The organism is Streptomyces sp. NPDC058469 (assembly GCF_042721125.1).
Taxonomy (GTDB): domain Bacteria; phylum Actinomycetota; class Actinomycetes; order Streptomycetales; family Streptomycetaceae; genus Streptomyces.
Genome location: NZ_JBHXME010000012.1, coordinates 22,274 through 38,481 on the forward strand (window position 1 = coordinate 22,274; position 16,208 = coordinate 38,481).

Genomic DNA, 16,208 nt, shown 5'->3' on the forward strand with positions numbered 1-16,208 from the left:
CGGATGCGCAACGAGGGACTGGGGTCGTGGCCCGCACGCCGGGCCCGCAAGACCCCGCACCGCACAGCCCTGGTCCACGGTGGATTGTCCACGGTCGGCGGTGGATCGTCGGCGGATCACGGTAGTTCGTCGACGGTCGCCGGTGGATCGTCGACGGGGCACGGTAGTTCGTCGACAGTCGGCAACGGTTCGTCGATGGACTACGGCACATTGCATACACGAACCACCCGCCTGGCCCACGTCCTGCGCGCCCGAGGCCTCCGCCGCGGCGACCGCGTCGCCTACCTCGGCCCCAACCACCCCTCCTACCTGGAGACCCTGTTCGCGGCCGGCATCCTCGGCGCGGTCTTCGTCCCCCTCAACACCCGCCTCGCCGGCCCCGAGATCGCCCACCAACTCGCCGACTCCGGCACCAAGATCCTCGTCTACGGCCCGACGCACGCCGGTCTCGTCGCCGGACTTCCGGGCAGCACCGACGTACGCATCTACGTCGAAGTCGGTCCGGAATACGAGGAGTTGCTCGACGCGGCCTCGGCGGAGCCGATCGACGAGCCCGTCACGGCCGACGACACCTGCATCATCATGTACACCTCGGGCACGACCGGCCGCCCCAAGGGCGCCATGCTCACCCACGGCAACCTGGCCTGGAACGCGATCAACGTCCTCGTCGACACCGACTTGATCGCCGACGAACGCGCCCTGGTCTCCGCCCCGTTGTTCCACACGGCCGGCCTCAACATGCTCACCCTGCCGGTGCTTCTCAAGGGCGGCACCTGCGTCCTGGTCGAGGCCTTCGACCCCGCGGCCACCTTCGACCTGATCGAACAGCACCGGATCACCTTCATGTTCGGGGTGCCGACGATGTTCGACCAGCTGGCCCGGCACCCGCGCTGGGCCGACGCCGACCTCTCCTCGCTGCGCATCCTCACCTGCGGCGGCTCCCCGGTCCCGTCCCCGCTGATCGCCGCCTACCAGGAGCGCGGCCTGACCTTCCTCCAGGGCTACGGCATGACGGAGGCCGCGCCAGGGACCCTGTTCCTGGACGCCGAACACGCGGTGACCAAGGCCGGTTCGGCGGGCGTACCGCATTTCTTCAGCGACGTACGGGTCGTGCGGCCGGACCTCACCCCCGCCGACGTCGGCGAGACCGGCGAGGTCGTGGTGCGTGGGCCCCATGTGATGCCCGGTTACTGGGGGTTGCCCGAGGAGACGGCCGCGGTCTTCGCCGACGGCTGGTTCCGCAGCGGGGACGCGGCACGGACCGACGAGGACGGGTACGTGTACATCGTCGACCGTATGAAGGACATGATCATCTCCGGTGGGGAGAACATCTATCCCGCCGAGATCGAGGACCTGCTCCTCGCCCATCCCGACATCGTGGAGTGCGCGGTCATCGGGGTCGCGGACGACAAGTGGGGCGAGGTGCCGCGCGCGGTCGTCGTGCCGCGCGAAGGCGCCTCGCCGGACCCCGACGAGGTGCTCGCGTCGCTGGCCGGCCGGCTCGCCAAGTACAAGATCCCCAAGTCGATGGTGGTCGCGGACGAACTCCCGCGCACCGCCTCCGGAAAGCTCCTCAAGTCCCGGGTGCGCAAGCGCTTCGGCGACCGATGAGCGACCGGCAACTCCCTTGGCTCCCTGACTCCCTCAACTCCCTCAACTCCCTTGAAGGACAGGCTACTTATGAGCATCACCGTCAACGGCCTCGACGAACTCAAGAAGCTCGCGGGCAGCGACCTCGGCACCAGCGAGTGGATCGAGGTCACCCAGGAGCGCATCAACACCTTCGCCGACGCGACCGGCGACCACCAGTGGATCCACGTGGACCCGGAGAAGGCGGCGGCGGGACCGTTCGGCGCGCCCATCGCGCACGGCTATCTGACCCTCTCCCTCTTCATCCCGCTCTTCACCGAGCTGTTGGACGTCGAGGGCGTGTCCACGAAGGTCAACTACGGCCTGAACAAGGTGCGTTTCCCCGCACCGGTAAAGGTCGGCTCCCGTATCCGGCTGGTCGCGAAGCTCGCCTCGGTCGAGGACGTACCGGGTGGGGTGCAGGTCGCCGTCGACGGGACGATCGAGATCGACGGCGGGCCGAAGCCCGCCGCCGTCCTGCAGAGTCTCTCGCGGTTCTACGCCTGACCGACCGCTACTGCTGCCTGTCTACGGTCGCTTGCCCACTGCTGCCTGCCTACTGCTGTTTGTCTACAGCCGTCTGTCTACAGCCGTTTGTCTACTGCTGCTTGTACGAGTAGACGCTCGTCGACACCTGGCACACGCCGGGCTGTACGACCTCGGCCCGGAGTGTGCCGCTGTTCACGTCGTAGTCGATGCCCTCGGCCTCGAACGTGCCCGTGCAGATACTGCGTTGGGGCAGCGCGAACAGACTGGTGACCGTGCCGGTGGTCGGCTGCCCGTCCAGCTTGTGCGGCAGGTCGACCTGGAGGAGCGGGCGGATCTCGGGGAACTTGGTCCCCGACGCGTCGTCCGAGACGCACACCAGGCGGGTGTCCGTCACGAAGTCGCAGCCCTGGACGTCGTTCACCGTCTTGTCCAGGGTGATCTGCCCGGCCTGCGGCAGCGCCCCGCCCGTCGCCGGGGTCGACGGGTTGAGCAGGGGCGTGGGGAAGACCTGGAGTCTGGACTGGTCGCCCCACTCGCCCGACACCATCCACTGCGTGTCGGGCGAGATCGCGTCGAACGAGTTGTTGATCTTCTCGCCCGAGTCCAGCGTGTGCACGTACGAGTAGCGCGTCCCGGACGGCGTGGTGACCGCGAACATCTTGGACGTGCCCGTGTCGGCGGCCTGGTAGGCGTCGAAGACGTAGCCGTTCGCGATGTCCGGGTCACCGATGTGGTTCCAGCCCTGGATGCGCAGATCCAGCGGGATGGACGCCAACCCGCGGTACAGCAGCGAGCCGTCCGCCTGACTGGCGACGCCCTCACCGCCGCCGAGACTGCCGGTGTAGGCCGTGCCGGTCTCCACCCAGGGGGATCCGGCCGCCGAGGCGGTGCTCACGCCGAGCGTGAGAGCACCCAATAAGCCAGCGAGGACAGTGAGTTGACGCTTCATCAGATACCTGCCAGGTCGACGAAGATGGGGTTGGAATAGAACCATGTGTCGGCCCACGGGTCACCGTTTCCGGGCTCGTGGGGGATCGGGCCGTGCGGGTCGACCGAGGCGCCGAGGTAGCCCGCACCGTGTCGCTTGCCGTCGCTGCCGCGCAGCCGCAGATAGAAGGACTCGTCCCCGGCCGTCACCGGGATGCGCAGCGTGTACGTCCCCTTGCGGCCGCTGACGTCCGCCGTACGGACGACCTTCGTGTCCGGCGCCCGCCACGCGTCCCGGTCGGACACCGCCCCGCGCACCGCGCCCCGGATCACGTCCACGTGCGCCAACTCGGGCAGGATTCCCTGGGCGTTGGGCCGCGAGGCGGTCGTCACGGTGATGTTCAGCGTGAGCCTGTCGCCCTTGCGGACCCGCAGTCGGCCGCCCAGGGTGACGCCCTGACCGTGGTCGCAGTCGCGCTTCAGGCGGACGTCGAGCCCGTCCAGCAGATGCCCGTGGTCGACCCAGACCCGGCCCGCGCGCATCCCCGCCATCACCTCGCGGTAGCCGTAGCGGGTCACGCCCACATGGGTGCGGCTGAACTCGCCGGGCCAGAAGTCGCTGCCGGGCTGCGGGGAGTCGGTGTTCACCGGGTCGGGCAGCTTGCCGGTGTTGTCGAAGTTCTGCCCGTCGGGCCAGGCGCCGTTGGCCCAAGTGTCGTAGACCGTACGGTGGTTGTCGGAGTTGGTGGTGATCGAGAACAGCCGGCCCTCGGCCAGCATCGAGTCCCACAGGCCGCCGACGGTCGCCGTAGCCCAGTCGAAACCGCCGTACGTCACATACGCGTCCGCCGGATAGCCCGACCAGGACTGGGCGGACGGCTTGTTCTCGTACTCGCCGCGGACCGAGGTCGCACCGCGCCAGCCGGGGAGGGCCGCGCCCTGGGCGCCGGGTGCGCCCTCCATGCCGATCATGATCTCGGGGGCCGCGTCCCGCCAATTGCGCATCTCGTGCGGGGAGTCGATGCCCAGGCGCAGCGGGTGGTTGGCGAGGACGAGGACGTCGTCGACATAGCCCGAACGGCGTTGCTCTGCCAGCCACTTGACGGCCTTCACGGCGTGCGCCTCGTTGCGGGCGGTGTCCGCGTCGGCGACGCCGCCCTTGTCGTAGGCCAACAGCTTGCCGTCGTAGGCGAGTTCGAACTGCGTGAGCAGATCCACCTCGTGGCGGCCGGGCGCGGCGAACACCGTGCAGTGCTCGGCGGCCGGGATGTACCACTCCAGGCCCTGGAAGATCAGCTGGCGGGGATTCGCGGCGCGCGCCTTGAGGATCTCGGCGTGCTCCAACTGGGCGCCGTAGGAGGCGTGTCCGAAGTTGGAGTGCTCGTTGAACACCATCCAGTCGAGGCCGTACTTCGCGGCTGCCTTGGCCTGCTGGGAGAACGTGTACTTCGCGTCGTGGCTGTACACGGAGTGCACGTGATGGTCGCCGACGAGGTAGGCGAGACGCGGGTCGTTGCCGCCGTAGCCGCGCACGGACGCCGACGCGGAGGTGGCGAGCGGGCCCGCGCCGAGGGTGAACGCGGCGCCGAACAGGCCCGCGCGGCGCAGGAGTTGGCGTCGGGAGACGCCCTGTGCGTCGAGGGCGGCGGGGGAGACGGACGGGTCGGCCCAGGTGGGCAGCTGCTGCTCGGTCATGATGGTTCGAAGTCCTCTGGAGGCTGGAGGGCTGTCAGTGGTTCATGAAGGAGGTGACGGGCAGCGCCCGTTCGACGATCCGGACGTCGCCGAGCCGGCCGTGCAGGATCTGGTCGATCTTCCCGGCGTACTCGTAGCCGCCGAGCAGCCAGGGCAGCCCGACCGACGTGAGCCCCACGGCGGTCGCGGTCGGATTGCGCACGACCGGGCAGCCCTCGACGTACAGCGTGGTGTGCTTGCCGTCGTTGACGACAGCGAGGTGCCACCAGGTCTCCAGCGGGGTCTCCTGGCCCCAGTTGCTGGCGATGCCCTCCTGGTTCAACGGGCGTACCGCCCACTGCGGTTCGCGGTCGTTGGAGAGCGAGAGCGTCGCGAGGGGCTCGTCCGGGTCGTCCCCGGTCTTGCCGGCGGCTCCACCGGTACCGGTCCGACTCACCAACCCGGACCAGGCGTTGTGGTCGGGGTCCCAGTCGGCGGGCAGCCGGTAGAACGCCTCGATCGTGTAACCCCGCTTGAACGTCGCCGAGTTGAGAGGAGCCCCGTCGACCGTGCGCAGATACGCGCCCTTCAGCGGTGACTTGAAGCCAGTGAACTCCAGGCTGCCGTGGCCCGGTTGGTCGGGGTGGTGGTCCGAGGACCAGTTCAGGGCTCCGCCGCCGACCGTGACGAGGGTGAGGTCGTTGCCGCGTCCCGACTGGTCGCGGACGGTGCCCGAGACGGCCGTGGCGTCGGAGTGTCCGTCGAAGCGCCAGTACGCCACCGTGCCGGGGACGAGGATCTTCGAGGTGGGGCGCGACGGACGGGCGGGGACCGGGGCGAAGCCGGCGAAGCGGTCCGCGAAGTCGATGCCGACGGAGAACCGGTCGGCGTCGCCGCTGAGTTCGATCTCCTGGCGCTCCAGCTCGTTGAGGCCCTTCGCCGCCCGGCCGAGGATCCACGGGGAGACCGTCTCGACGTCGATGACCCCGCGGTCGAGGTCGAAGCGGTAGAGGCGAATCATCGCCGCGCCGCCGAAGTAGCGGTTCTGATAGTTCGTCAGGTGCAGGTGGACGTCGTTGCCCGCCGCGTTCTTGCGCGTCGCCCGGCCGGCGGGCCAGTAGTGTCCGTTGAGCGTGAGGAAGATCTGGTCGTGGTCCTCGATCAACTGGTCCCACAACTGCTGTCCGTAAGCAGACAGTTGGTCGTCCTCGACGACCAGTTCGTGCGTCGTCAGGATCACCGGCGTGTGCGGGTGCTGGGCCAGGACGCTCTTTGCCCACGCGTACCCCTTCGCCGACAGCCGCCAGTCCAGCGCCAGCACCATCCACTCGCGGCCCGCCGCCTCGAAGAGGTGATACGTGTTGTAGCCGTCGGTGGACGCCCCGCCGAACGTGCGCGCGCCCTTGAACCGCTGCGGCCCGAACGTGTCCAGGTAAGGCGACGAGCCGCGCTGGTCGTCGGTCGACGAGTTCACGTCGTGGTTGCCGGCCAGCACGCTGTAGCCGACGCCCCGCCGGTCCAGCAGCCTGAACGCCTCCCCGATCGCGGCGAATTCGGGCTTCGCGCCGTTCTGCGTCAGGTCGCCCAGGTGGGACAGGAACACGATGTTCTCGTCCTTGCCGTGCTCCAGGAGATAGCGCAGCGAGGCCTCGATCGGCGCCTTGTCGATGCTCGGCCCGTCGAAGAGGTACTGGGTGTCCGGCATCACGGCGAGCGTGAAGCGCCGGCTGTCGGTGTCGGGTCGCCAACTCGCCGTCGCCGGGGCCGCTTCGGCGACGGTCGGCAGCGTGACGCCGGCCGTGGCGGCGGCGCCGAGCAGCGCGGTCGCCCGGAGGAAACTGCGCCGTCCGGCGCCGGCCTGGGCTGTCTCGACCTGCTCGTGGTCGTGCTCGTGCTCATGCGAAGTACACACGTGTGCTCCGTGGGTAAGTGCTCGTGAAAGCCGGGGAGTTCAAAGCGGGGGAGTTGGAAGCCGAGGCTTCAGAGAACGCGCAGGGTCCAGCTCCAGCGATGGACACCCGGTGCGACGAGATACTTCGGTGAAGTGTCGGGGCCGCACGACGCCGTGCCCAACCCCCGGTGCACCGCGTCGACTTGCACCACGCAGGACGCACGCGGCACCAGCTCGTCGTGATGCCGTGCGGCGGTCAGGTCCTCGGCGCGATGGCGGGTCACCGAGACCTGGCGGGGCTCGTCGAGGTCGACCGAGAGACCGGTGGCGTCCGGTGCCGACAGCGTGAACCGCCGTACCCCGTGCCGGCCACCGCTCTCCTGCGGCCGCAGATACGGGGTGAACAACTCGTCGACGGGGACCGAGTGGTGGCCCACGGGCGCGCCCGTGCTGCGGTCGGGGTACGACTCCCAGGGACCCCGGCCGAACCACTCCAGCAGATCGAGCCCCGGCACCGTCTCGAACACGGTGCCGACCCGGGCCACGTCGACGAACTCCTCGGGCAGCTCGACCGATTCCTCGACCCGGACCCCGCCCTCCACCGGCGTGAACACCTGACAGTGCCGGACCACACCGACGGCCCCGGCGTACTCGGCGACCGTCGTCACCCTCCCCCAGCTTTCGGCCGGGGGGACCCCCATCTCGCTTCGCTCACCGTCACGCCGTACCGAAACGATCTTGCGGACCAGTGAGTCGAGCCCCCAGGTCCGCCAGCGCGAGGCCATGCCGCCCAATTCGTCGTTGTCGGTGGGCGCCCGCCACAGGGAAAGGGTCGGGGCGACCGTCAACAGCGGGTGGAGCAGGAGGCCCTCGCCGTCGACCTCGACCCGGCCGCCGCCAACCACCGTCGGTGTCGCGGGAGTTGCGGCCCGCAGCCGTACCTGGGGTGCGCACACGTCCGTGCCGCGCGGCGCCCACGCCTGGTCCTCGGCCGTCGTCACGCGCAGCGTCAGCCAGGCCTCGCCGCCGTCCTGGGGCAGCTCGAACGGCAGCGGTACGGCCAACGTCTCACCCGGGCACAGGACGGGCAGTTCGGCCGGAGCGGTCAGCGTGCGGCCGTCCGCGAGGGCCAACTCCCAAGTACCGGACAGCCAGTCGAGGCCCCGGAAGTGCTGGTGGTTGCCGAGGACGATGCCCTCGTGCCGGAAGCACTCGATGCGCACCGGCGCCGCGATCTCCCGGTGCTCGAACATGACCGGCTTGGGCGTGCGGTCGGGAAACACCACGCCGTCCGCGATGAACGCGCCGTCGTGGATCGTCTCGCCGAAGTCACCGCCGTACGCCCAGCGATGACCGGGCGCGGCGACACCGTTGTCATACAGTCCGGCGCCCGCGCGGCCGGTGGGTCTTCCGTCGCTCACACGTTGCAGGATCCCGTGGTCCCAGAACTCCCAGATGAAGCCGCCCTGAAGACCCGGGGTCGACTCGATGGCAGCCCAGTGGTCCGCGAGGGTTCCGTTGCTGTTGCCCATCGCGTGGGAGTACTCGCACTGGATCAACGGCTTGGTCTGCTCACCGGACAGCGCGTGCGCGACACAGTCCTCCAGCGACGCGTACATCGGGCACGCGATGTCGGAGGCGAGGTCCGGGTCGGCCCAGCCGCGCTTGGCCGCGCCCTCGTACTGGATCGGTCTGGTGGGATCGTGCCGCCGGACCCAGCCGGCCGCCGCGTCGTGATTGGCGCCGTAGTCGGACTCGTTGCCGAGCGACCAGACGATGACCGAGGGGTGGTTCTTGTCGCGCAGCACCATCCGCGCCGTCCGGTCCACGAACGCGTTCAGATAGCGCGGGTCGTCCGCGATCTCGTGCGCGTGGTCGTGCGACTCGATGTCCGCCTCGTCGACGACGTAGAAGCCCAGCTCGTCGGCGAGGTCGTAGAGCGCAGGGTCGTTCGGGTAGTGCGAGGTGCGGACCGCGTTGAAGCCGAACCGCTTGAGGAGGACCAGGTCCGCGCGCATGTCGTCGTACGACACCGTGCGGCCGGTCAGCGGATGGAAGTCGTGCCGGTTGACGCCCCGGATGAACACGCGCTCGCCGTTGACCAGCAGGTCCCGCCCGACGATCTCCACGTCACGGAAACCGATGCGCCGGTACGACGAGTCGGCCACCGTTCCGTCGGCGCGGTGCAGCCGGACGGTGAGGCCGTACAGCTCGGGTGTCTCGGCGTTCCAGGTGCGGACCTCGGGCACCGAGGTGCGCATGCGGGCCTCGCCGAGGAAGTCGGAGACACGGTCGTCCTCGGTGTTGAACCGGTCGAACTCCTCGTCCTGGGTGAGGAGTTGACCGTCGAGATCACCGCTGACGTACCACCCGGCGGGCAGCGCGCCGCCCGCGTCCCGCACCTGGCAGTCGACCCGCAGCTCGCCGTCGTAGGACGCCCGGACGGTCACGTCCGCGAGATACAGCGGATCGGTCGCGTACAGCAGCACCGAGCGGGTGACGCCCCCGTGCCACCACTGGTCCTGGTCCTCGATGTGCGAGGAGTCCGACCACTTGACGACGGTCAGCCGTACGGTGGCCCGCTCGCCGGGACGTACGACGTCCGAGAGGTCGAAGTCGGCCGCGAGGTGGGAGTCCTTGGAGATGCCGACGGGCCGCCCGTCCACGTGCACGAGCAGCACGCTCTCGGCGGCCCCGACCTGGAGCACGATCCGCCGCCCGGCCCAGTCGGCCGGGACGTCGATCTCACGCTCGTACACACCCGTCGGATTGGCGGCCGGCGACAGCGGAGGGAATTCTGTATACGGCATACGGACGTTCGTGTACTGCGGAAGGTCGTCCGTATCCTGCATGGTCCATACGCCCGGCACGTACGCCGACGACCAGGCGTCCCCCAGCGCGGCGTCGGGCGCCGGCAGCAGCTGGAAGCGCCAGTCCCCGTCGAGGGACACGGCATTCGCGCGGCGGTCTACGGCGGACATGGGCAACCGCCCCCAGGAGGTCACCTCGGGTGACTCCCAGGGGCGGAGCGCGAGCAGCGGGTCGGTCATCAGCGGATGGCTCCCTTGCCGAGGTCGCCGATGATCTGCTTGGCGCCGACCGCGAACACGATCAGCAGGGGGACGAGAGCGAGCAGCGCGCCGGTCATGACCATTCCGTAGTCGGTGGTGCCGTGGGTGCCGTTGAGCTGGGACAGCGCGACCTGGAGCGTCACGTTGTTCGGGTTGGTGAGGGCGATCAGGGGCCAGGCGTAGTCGTTCCACTGGCCCATGAAGGTGAAGATGCCGAGGAAGGCGAGGCCCGGCCGGACCACCGGGAGGGCCACGTGCCAGTACTGGCGCAGGAAGTTCGCGCCGTCGATGCGGGAGGCGTCGAGGAGTTCGTCGTGGATCGCGCTCTTCATGTACTGGCGCATCCAGAAGATGCCGAACGCGTTGGCCGCCGCCGGCACGATCAGCGCGGTCATCGAGCCGATCCAGCCGAGCTTCGCCATGATCACGAACTGCGGGATGGCCGCGAGCTGCGCCGGCACCATGAAGATGACCATCAGCAGCGCGAACAGCACGTTCTTGCCGGGGAACTGGAACTTGGCGAAGACGAACGCGGCCAGCGAGTCGAAGAACAGGACCAGGAAGGTCACCGATCCCGCCACCAGCACCGAGTTGAACATCGAGCCGAAGAAGTCGATGTTGTCGAAGAGGCTGCGCACGTTCTCCAGGAAGTGCGTGCCGGGCAGCAGCTTCGGCGGGTAGGAGAAGATCTCCGACGAGGTGTGCGTCGACATGATCACGGCCCAGTAGAACGGGAAGGCCGAGAGCAACACGCCCAGGATCAGGGAGACATGCAGGGCGACGCCGCGGCTCCGGGTGCCCCGGATCGCCTTCGGTCGCCGTGTGCCTTGGAGGAATGACATGGTGACCGACTCCCTAGTCTTCGCCCCGGCGCTGCACCAGGCGCCAGTTGACGATGGAGAAGATGATGACGACGAGGAAGATGCCCCAGGCCACGGCGGCGCCGTAACCGAAGTCGTTGTTGTCGAAGGTCTGTTGGAAGAAGTAGAGGACCATCGTCTGGCCGGAGTGGCCCGGACCGCCCGCGAACGTCGAGTCGTTCGAGGTGTTCTGCAGCAGCACCTGTGGTTCGGAGAAGCTCTGCAGACCGGTGACCGTCGAGATGACGAGGACGAACAGCAGCACCGGCCGCATCATCGGCAGCGTGATCCGGAAGAACGTCTGCACGGGCCCGGCGCCGTCCATCCGCGCCGCCTCGTACACCTCGCTGGGGATGGTCTGCAGACCGGCGAGGAAGATGATCGCGTTGTAGCCGGTCCACTGCCAGGTCATCAGGGTCGCGATGGCGATCTTGATGCCCCACGGGGTGTTCAGCCAGGCGATCTGGTCGATGCCCACAGCCTGCAACAGGGCGTTCACCAGGCCGAAGTTGGTGGAGAACACCGAGCCGAAGACGATGGCGATCGCCACCACCGAGGTGACGTTCGGGAGGAAGTAGGCGAAGCGGTACACGTTCTTGAAGCGGACCGCCGAGTTGAGCATCACGGCCGTGATCATCGCGAGGAAGATCATGGGGAAGGTGGCCAGCGCCCAGATGATGAGGGTGTTGCCGATCGAGTTCCAGAAGTCGGTGTCGCTCAGCAGGTACTTGTACTGCGACAGACCTGCCCACTCCATGGAGCCGAGGCCGTCCCAGCGGTGGAGGGAGAGGTAGAACGAGAACCCGACGGGGATCAGCCCGAAGCAGAGGAACAGCAGATAGAACGGGGAGATCGCGGCATACAGATGCCAGTACTTGCGGAACCCGCTCTTGGGCTGCGAAGAGGCGGACGAACTGTCCACGGCGGCCGGGGGCTTGTCCAGTGCGGTGGCCATCAGTAGCTCACCCCCAGGTGGTCCGCGATGCGCCGGCACTTGCTCATGGCGTCACTCCAGGCCTTCTTCGGGTCCTTGCCGAGGACGCCTACGTTCTTGATCTCGTCCTTGAGGGGCTGCCCGAGCGCGATGTCGAACGGGCTGTTGTAGGCGACCGTGATCTTCTGCGCGGCGGGCCCGAAGATGTCCATCGTGTCCTGGCCGCCGAAGAAGGCGTCCGGCTCACGCAGTTGCTTCAGGTCGTACGAGGCCGGCGTGGACGGGAACAGACCCGCGTCGACGAACCCCTGTGCCTGGTTCGACGCGTCGAGCATCCACGAGATGATCTGGAAGGCCTGCTCCGGCTCCCGACACTCCTTGGTGATCGACAGGAACGAGCCGCCGTTGTTGGAAGGCCGCACCGGCATGTCGGCGATCCGCCACCTGCCCTTGGTCTTCGGGTTGCCGGTCTTGATGTCGTTGGTAGCCCAGGAGGCGCCCAGCTGACTGGGCAGCTTGCCGTCGTCCACGGCCGACAACTGGTCGGGGGTACCGCTGACGAGGTTGGAGACGATCTTGCGCTGCTTGGCCTCCACGGCGAGCGCCCAGGCGTGGCGCACATGCTCCTGGTTGCCGATGAAGTGGCGGTCCTTGTCGACGTAGCGCTTGCTGCCCTGCTGCACCACGTTCTCGAAGACGCTGTTGACGTCGGTGACCATGGAGGTCCCGGGGATCCGGTTCCTGAGCTGCTCGCCCGCCGCGAAGAACTTCTCCCAGGTGTTCAACTCCCGGGACACGTCGGCGGGTTCGTACGGCAGCCCCGCCTTGCGGAACACGGCGTACTGGTAGAAGTGCGCCACCGGGCCGCAGTCGATCGGGAAGCCGACCATCGTGCCGTCGTCGGCGATGCCCTGCTCCCACTTCCACGTGAGGAACTGGCTCTTGTACTTGTCCGCGCCGAGTGTCCTGAGGTCTACGAACTGCTCGGAGTTGGGCAGATAGGACGCCATGTCCTCGCCCTTGAGGCCGGCGATGTCGGGGACGTGGGCGCGGCCGGCCATCGTGGTGAGCAGCTTGGACCGGTAGTAACCGCCGATCTTGATGGCCTGGAGGTCGACGGAACTGTCGTAACGGGCCTTGGCCTTCTTCAGGACCGTGTCGCCGAGGCCGCCGTCCCAGTACCACAGGACCATGTTCCGGCCGGTGGAACCGGCTGGAACGGCACAGCCGGACGCCAGGCCGCCGAGCGCCGTGGCGGCCGTACCGGCCAGGCCCGCACGGAGCAGGCCTCTTCGTGAGAGCCGCACAGCTCCCACCGCCTTTCGGATCTGTTCGATCTGTTCGGGTCGTGCATACGAGGGACTGAAGTGGGGGGACTTACAAGGGACTTGCCAGGTGGGGCGGGCTACTGCGGTGCGGGGGGAGTGACGGGCGCGTACGCGACAGGCGGGCCGGGGTCCGCCGGGATCCGGTCGACGAGAAAGCCGTACGCACGCCGCAGTTCGGGATCGCGGACTGTATGCAGCCAACGGTCGACGCCGTACCAGCCCGGCGCCGCCAGCGCACCGCCGTGATGCTGGACGGACAGTCCGGCCGCGAGTACCGCGAACCGCAGCCGTTCCTCCAGCGGCCAGCCGCCGAGCGAGGCCGCGACGAAACTCGCGCCGAACACGTCACCGGCACCCGTCGCGTCCAGGACGTCGACGGCCAGGGCCGGGACCTCCGCGTACTCGCCCGTCGTCTGGTCGACGGCGATCGCCCCGTCACCGCCCCGCGTGATCACCGCGACCGGCACCAGTTCGGTGAGGATGCCGAGCGCCGCGACCGCGCTGTCGGTGCGGGTGTAGGCCATCGCCTCGGTCTCGTTGGGGAGGAAGGCATGGCACAGGGCGAGCTGGTCGAGCAGGTCACGGGACCACTCCTGGGTGGGGTCCCAGCCGACGTCGGCGTAGATCTGCGTGCCGTTCGCGGACGCCTTGGCGAGCCACGCGCGCGGCTCGGCCTCCAGGTGCACCAGCGCCGTCCGCGCCTCGGGCGGGTCGCCCATCAGCACGTCCTGCGAGTACGGCGGTTCCTGGCCGTGGGTGACCAGTGCCCGGTCGCTTCCGTGGGCGAGCGAGACGGTGACGGGGGTGTGCCAGCCGTTCGCGGTGCGGGACAGGGAGAGGTCGACGCCCTCCTGGCCGGCGAGGATCTCGTGGCAGTACGCGCCGTAGAAGTCGTCGCCGAAGACCGTGGCCAGGGAGGTTTTCAGGCCGAAGCGGGACGCGGCGACCGCGAGGTTCGCGATGCCGCCGGGGCCGCAGCCCATGCCGGCCGTCCAGATCTCCTCGCCCGGCGTCGGGGGCTGCCCCAGGCCTGTGAGGACGAGGTCGTAGAAGAGCAGCCCGGTCAGCAGCACATCGGGCCGGGGGTCGTCCACGCGCGCATCCTCTCGTCGGCACGTCGTCTGGAGAGTTCGTCAAAACTCTTCATTTCGGTGACCGGAATCGTGCGCTGCTCCGCGAGATTGGTCAATACCCAAGCAGAACTGAGCATAGAAATGATTGAAGATGACGAGTAGTGTTCGCGACGTGCTGGCAGAACGACGACATCAACTCATCCTGCGGGCCCTGCGTTCAGGGGGTCCCGCGGCCGTGACCGATCTCTCCGAGCAGCTGGGTGTGAGCCCCGCCACGATCAGGCGAGATCTGCTCAAACTGGAGGAGGACGGCCTGCTCACGCGTGTCCACGGCGGTGCCGTGGCCGACGAGGGCGACCAGCCCTTCGCCGAGGTCGCCGAGGTGCGGGTGGCCGAGAAGGACGCGATAGCCGCGCGCGCCGCCGCCATGGTCGCGGACGGCCAGTCGGTCCTCCTCGACATCGGCACCACCGCCTACCGGCTGGCCCGCCAGCTGCACGGCCGCCGGCTCACCGTGATCACCAGCAACCTCGTGGTCTACGAGGAGCTGGCCGACGACGAGGGCATCGAGCTGGTGCTGCTCGGCGGCATGGTCCGGCGCGAGTACCGCTCCCTGGTGGGCTTCCTCACCGAGGACAACCTGCGCCAGCTGCACGCCGACTGGCTCTTCCTCGGCACCAGCGGAGTGCGGCCCGGCGGCCAGGTGATGGACACGACGGTCGTCGAGGTGCCGGTCAAGCGGGCCATGATCAAGGCCGCCGAAAAGGTCGTCCTGCTCGCCGACGCGCAGAAGTTCCCGGGTACCGGGATGGCGAAGGTGTGCGGTCCCGAGGACCTGGACGCGGTGGTGACGAACGCCCCGGTCGACCCGGTGACTCGCTCCTCCCTGGAGGAAGCGGGCGTCGAGGTCGTCGTGGCAGGAAAGGTGCAAGCGTGAAGCTGACGATTCTGGGCGGCGGCGGGTTCCGGGTGCCGCTCGTGTACGGGGCGCTCCTGACGGACCGCGGCGAGGGCCGCGTCACCGAGGTGGTGCTGCACGATCTCGACGACAGTCGACTGTATGCGGTCGCCCGTGTACTGGCCGAACAGGCCGCCACCGTGCCCGACGCTCCCACGGTCACCGCCACCACCGACCTCGACGCGGCCCTGCGCGGCGCCGACTTCATCTTCTCCGCGATCCGCGTCGGCGGCCTGGAGGGCCGCGCGAACGACGAGCGGGTGGCGCTGGCGGAAGGCGTCCTCGGCCAGGAGACGGTCGGCGCGGGCGGTATTGCCTATGGTCTACGAACCGTCCCGGTCGCCGTCGACATCGCGCGGCGCGTGGCCCGCCTCGCCCCCGACGCCTGGGTCATCAACTTCACCAACCCGGCGGGCCTGGTCACCGAGGCCATGTCCCGCCACCTCGGCGACCGCGTCATCGGCATCTGCGACTCACCGGTCGGCCTCGGCCGCCGTATCGCCACGGTGCTCGGCGCCGACCCGCGCGAGGCCTTCATCGACTACGTCGGCCTCAACCACCTCGGCTGGGTACGCGGCCTGCGCGTCGCCGGCCGCGACGAACTCCCGCGCCTGCTCGCCGACCCGGACCTGCTCGGCTCCTTCGAGGAGGGCAAGCTCTTCGGCACCGACTGGCTCCAGTCGCTGGGCGCCATCCCGAACGAGTACCTGCACTACTACTACTTCAACCGCGAGACCGTCCGCGCCTACAGTGAGGTCGAGAAGACCCGCGGCGCCTTCCTCCGCGACCAACAGGCGCGGTTCTACGACGAGATGAAGCGCCCCGACACGGCCGCGCTGACCGCCTGGGACCGCACCCGCGCCGAGCGCGAGGCGACCTACATGGCGGAGAACCGGGAGACGGCCGGCGCCGGCGAACGCGACGCCGACGACCTCTCCGGCGGGTACGAGAAGGTCGCCCTCGCCCTGATGCGGGCCATCGCCCGCGACGAACGCACCACCCTGATCCTCAACGTCCGCAACCAGGGCGCGCTGTCCGTCCTCGACGCGGACGCCGTCATCGAGGTCCCGTGCCTGGTCGACGCCAACGGCGCCCACCCCGTCGCGGTCGACCCGCTGCCCGACCACGCCACCGGCCTGGTCTGCGCGGTCAAGGGCGTCGAGCGCGAGGTTCTCGCGGCGGCCGAGAACGGCTCCCGTACGACGGCGGTGAAGGCCTTCGCGCTGCATCCGCTGGTCGACTCGGTGAACGTCGCGCGCCGGCTGGTCGAGGGCTATACCGAGGTCCACCCGGGCCTGGCGTACCTTAAGTAGGCACTGTTCAGTAAGCGCTTTCCCCGAGTTCTCGGCAGCGAGTTCTCGACAGCTCCCCAGT

At 68.8% G+C, this 16,208-nt stretch carries 12 protein-coding genes; 4 read left to right on the top strand and 8 right to left on the bottom strand.

The features are described from left to right. The first annotated feature begins 3 nt into the window (after nucleotides 1-3). Entirely contained in the window at nucleotides 4-1,611 is a 1,608-nt protein-coding gene (locus ACFWP5_RS09220; protein WP_384152677.1) for a long-chain fatty acid--CoA ligase, read from the top strand. A gap of 69 nt (nucleotides 1,612-1,680) precedes the next feature. After that, nucleotides 1,681-2,136, top strand: coding sequence for a MaoC family dehydratase (locus ACFWP5_RS09225; protein WP_384152680.1), 456 nt, complete (start codon nucleotides 1,681-1,683; stop codon nucleotides 2,134-2,136). 91 nt (nucleotides 2,137-2,227) lie between these two features. Here ACFWP5_RS09225 and ACFWP5_RS09230 read toward each other — a convergent pair whose 3' ends face one another. The 8 genes from ACFWP5_RS09230 to ACFWP5_RS09265 all read right to left on the bottom strand — a co-directional run bounded on the left by ACFWP5_RS09230 (nucleotide 2,228) and on the right by ACFWP5_RS09265 (nucleotide 13,897). After that, complete coding sequence (locus ACFWP5_RS09230) at nucleotides 2,228-3,067, bottom strand: hypothetical protein (protein ID WP_384152683.1); 840 nt, start codon at nucleotides 3,065-3,067, stop codon at nucleotides 2,228-2,230. Next, nucleotides 3,067-4,740 (bottom strand): PHP domain-containing protein, encoded by a 1,674-nt coding sequence (locus ACFWP5_RS09235; RefSeq protein ID WP_384152686.1) that lies wholly within the window; start codon nucleotides 4,738-4,740, stop codon nucleotides 3,067-3,069. Before ACFWP5_RS09235 ends, ACFWP5_RS09230 begins: the two co-directional genes overlap by 1 nt. Before the next feature lie 34 nt (nucleotides 4,741-4,774). Beyond that, on the bottom strand, nucleotides 4,775-6,631 hold the full coding sequence (locus tag ACFWP5_RS09240) for a LamG-like jellyroll fold domain-containing protein (protein WP_384152689.1): 1,857 nt from the start codon (nucleotides 6,629-6,631) through the stop codon (nucleotides 4,775-4,777). A gap of 68 nt (nucleotides 6,632-6,699) precedes the next feature. Next, a complete protein-coding gene (locus ACFWP5_RS09245) occupies nucleotides 6,700-9,660 on the bottom strand; it encodes a glycoside hydrolase family 2 TIM barrel-domain containing protein (protein WP_384152693.1) in 2,961 nt (986 codons plus the stop codon). Beyond that, nucleotides 9,660-10,523: a carbohydrate ABC transporter permease gene (locus tag ACFWP5_RS09250; protein WP_384152695.1), complete on the bottom strand. Its 864-nt coding sequence runs from the start codon at nucleotides 10,521-10,523 to the stop codon at nucleotides 9,660-9,662. The genes ACFWP5_RS09245 and ACFWP5_RS09250 overlap by 1 nt, the downstream gene beginning before the upstream one ends. Before the next feature lie 13 nt (nucleotides 10,524-10,536). Continuing rightward, complete coding sequence (locus tag ACFWP5_RS09255; RefSeq protein WP_384152698.1) at nucleotides 10,537-11,496, bottom strand: carbohydrate ABC transporter permease; 960 nt, start codon at nucleotides 11,494-11,496, stop codon at nucleotides 10,537-10,539. Next, nucleotides 11,496-12,782 (bottom strand): ABC transporter substrate-binding protein, encoded by a 1,287-nt coding sequence (locus ACFWP5_RS09260; protein ID WP_384152701.1) that lies wholly within the window; start codon nucleotides 12,780-12,782, stop codon nucleotides 11,496-11,498. The genes ACFWP5_RS09255 and ACFWP5_RS09260 overlap by 1 nt, the downstream gene beginning before the upstream one ends. A gap of 98 nt (nucleotides 12,783-12,880) precedes the next feature. Beyond that, a complete protein-coding gene (locus ACFWP5_RS09265) occupies nucleotides 12,881-13,897 on the bottom strand; it encodes a carbohydrate kinase family protein (protein ID WP_384152704.1) in 1,017 nt (338 codons plus the stop codon). A gap of 151 nt (nucleotides 13,898-14,048) precedes the next feature. Between ACFWP5_RS09265 and ACFWP5_RS09270 the strand changes: the two genes are divergently transcribed. Beyond that, nucleotides 14,049-14,813, top strand: a complete 765-nt coding sequence (locus ACFWP5_RS09270; RefSeq protein WP_384152707.1) for a DeoR/GlpR family DNA-binding transcription regulator — start codon at nucleotides 14,049-14,051, stop codon at nucleotides 14,811-14,813. Continuing rightward, nucleotides 14,810-16,147: a 6-phospho-beta-glucosidase gene (locus tag ACFWP5_RS09275; protein ID WP_384152710.1), complete on the top strand. Its 1,338-nt coding sequence runs from the start codon at nucleotides 14,810-14,812 to the stop codon at nucleotides 16,145-16,147. The genes ACFWP5_RS09270 and ACFWP5_RS09275 overlap by 4 nt, the downstream gene beginning before the upstream one ends. Nucleotides 16,148-16,208: the final 61 nt, after the last annotated feature.

Bases quoted from the DNA above. Each gene is read 5' to 3' on its own strand.
- ACFWP5_RS09220 (WP_384152677.1), top strand. From the start codon at position 4: ATGCGCAACGAGGGACTGGGGTCGTGGCCCGCACGCCGGGCCCGCAAG.
- ACFWP5_RS09225 (WP_384152680.1), top strand. From the start codon at position 1,681: ATGAGCATCACCGTCAACGGCCTCGACGAACTCAAGAAGCTCGCGGGC.
- ACFWP5_RS09230 (WP_384152683.1), bottom strand. From the start codon at position 3,067: ATGAAGCGTCAACTCACTGTCCTCGCTGGCTTATTGGGTGCTCTCACG.
- ACFWP5_RS09235 (WP_384152686.1), bottom strand. From the start codon at position 4,740: ATGACCGAGCAGCAGCTGCCCACCTGGGCCGACCCGTCCGTCTCCCCC.
- ACFWP5_RS09245 (WP_384152693.1), bottom strand. From the start codon at position 9,660: ATGACCGACCCGCTGCTCGCGCTCCGCCCCTGGGAGTCACCCGAGGTG.
- ACFWP5_RS09250 (WP_384152695.1), bottom strand. From the start codon at position 10,523: ATGTCATTCCTCCAAGGCACACGGCGACCGAAGGCGATCCGGGGCACC.
- ACFWP5_RS09255 (WP_384152698.1), bottom strand. From the start codon at position 11,496: ATGGCCACCGCACTGGACAAGCCCCCGGCCGCCGTGGACAGTTCGTCC.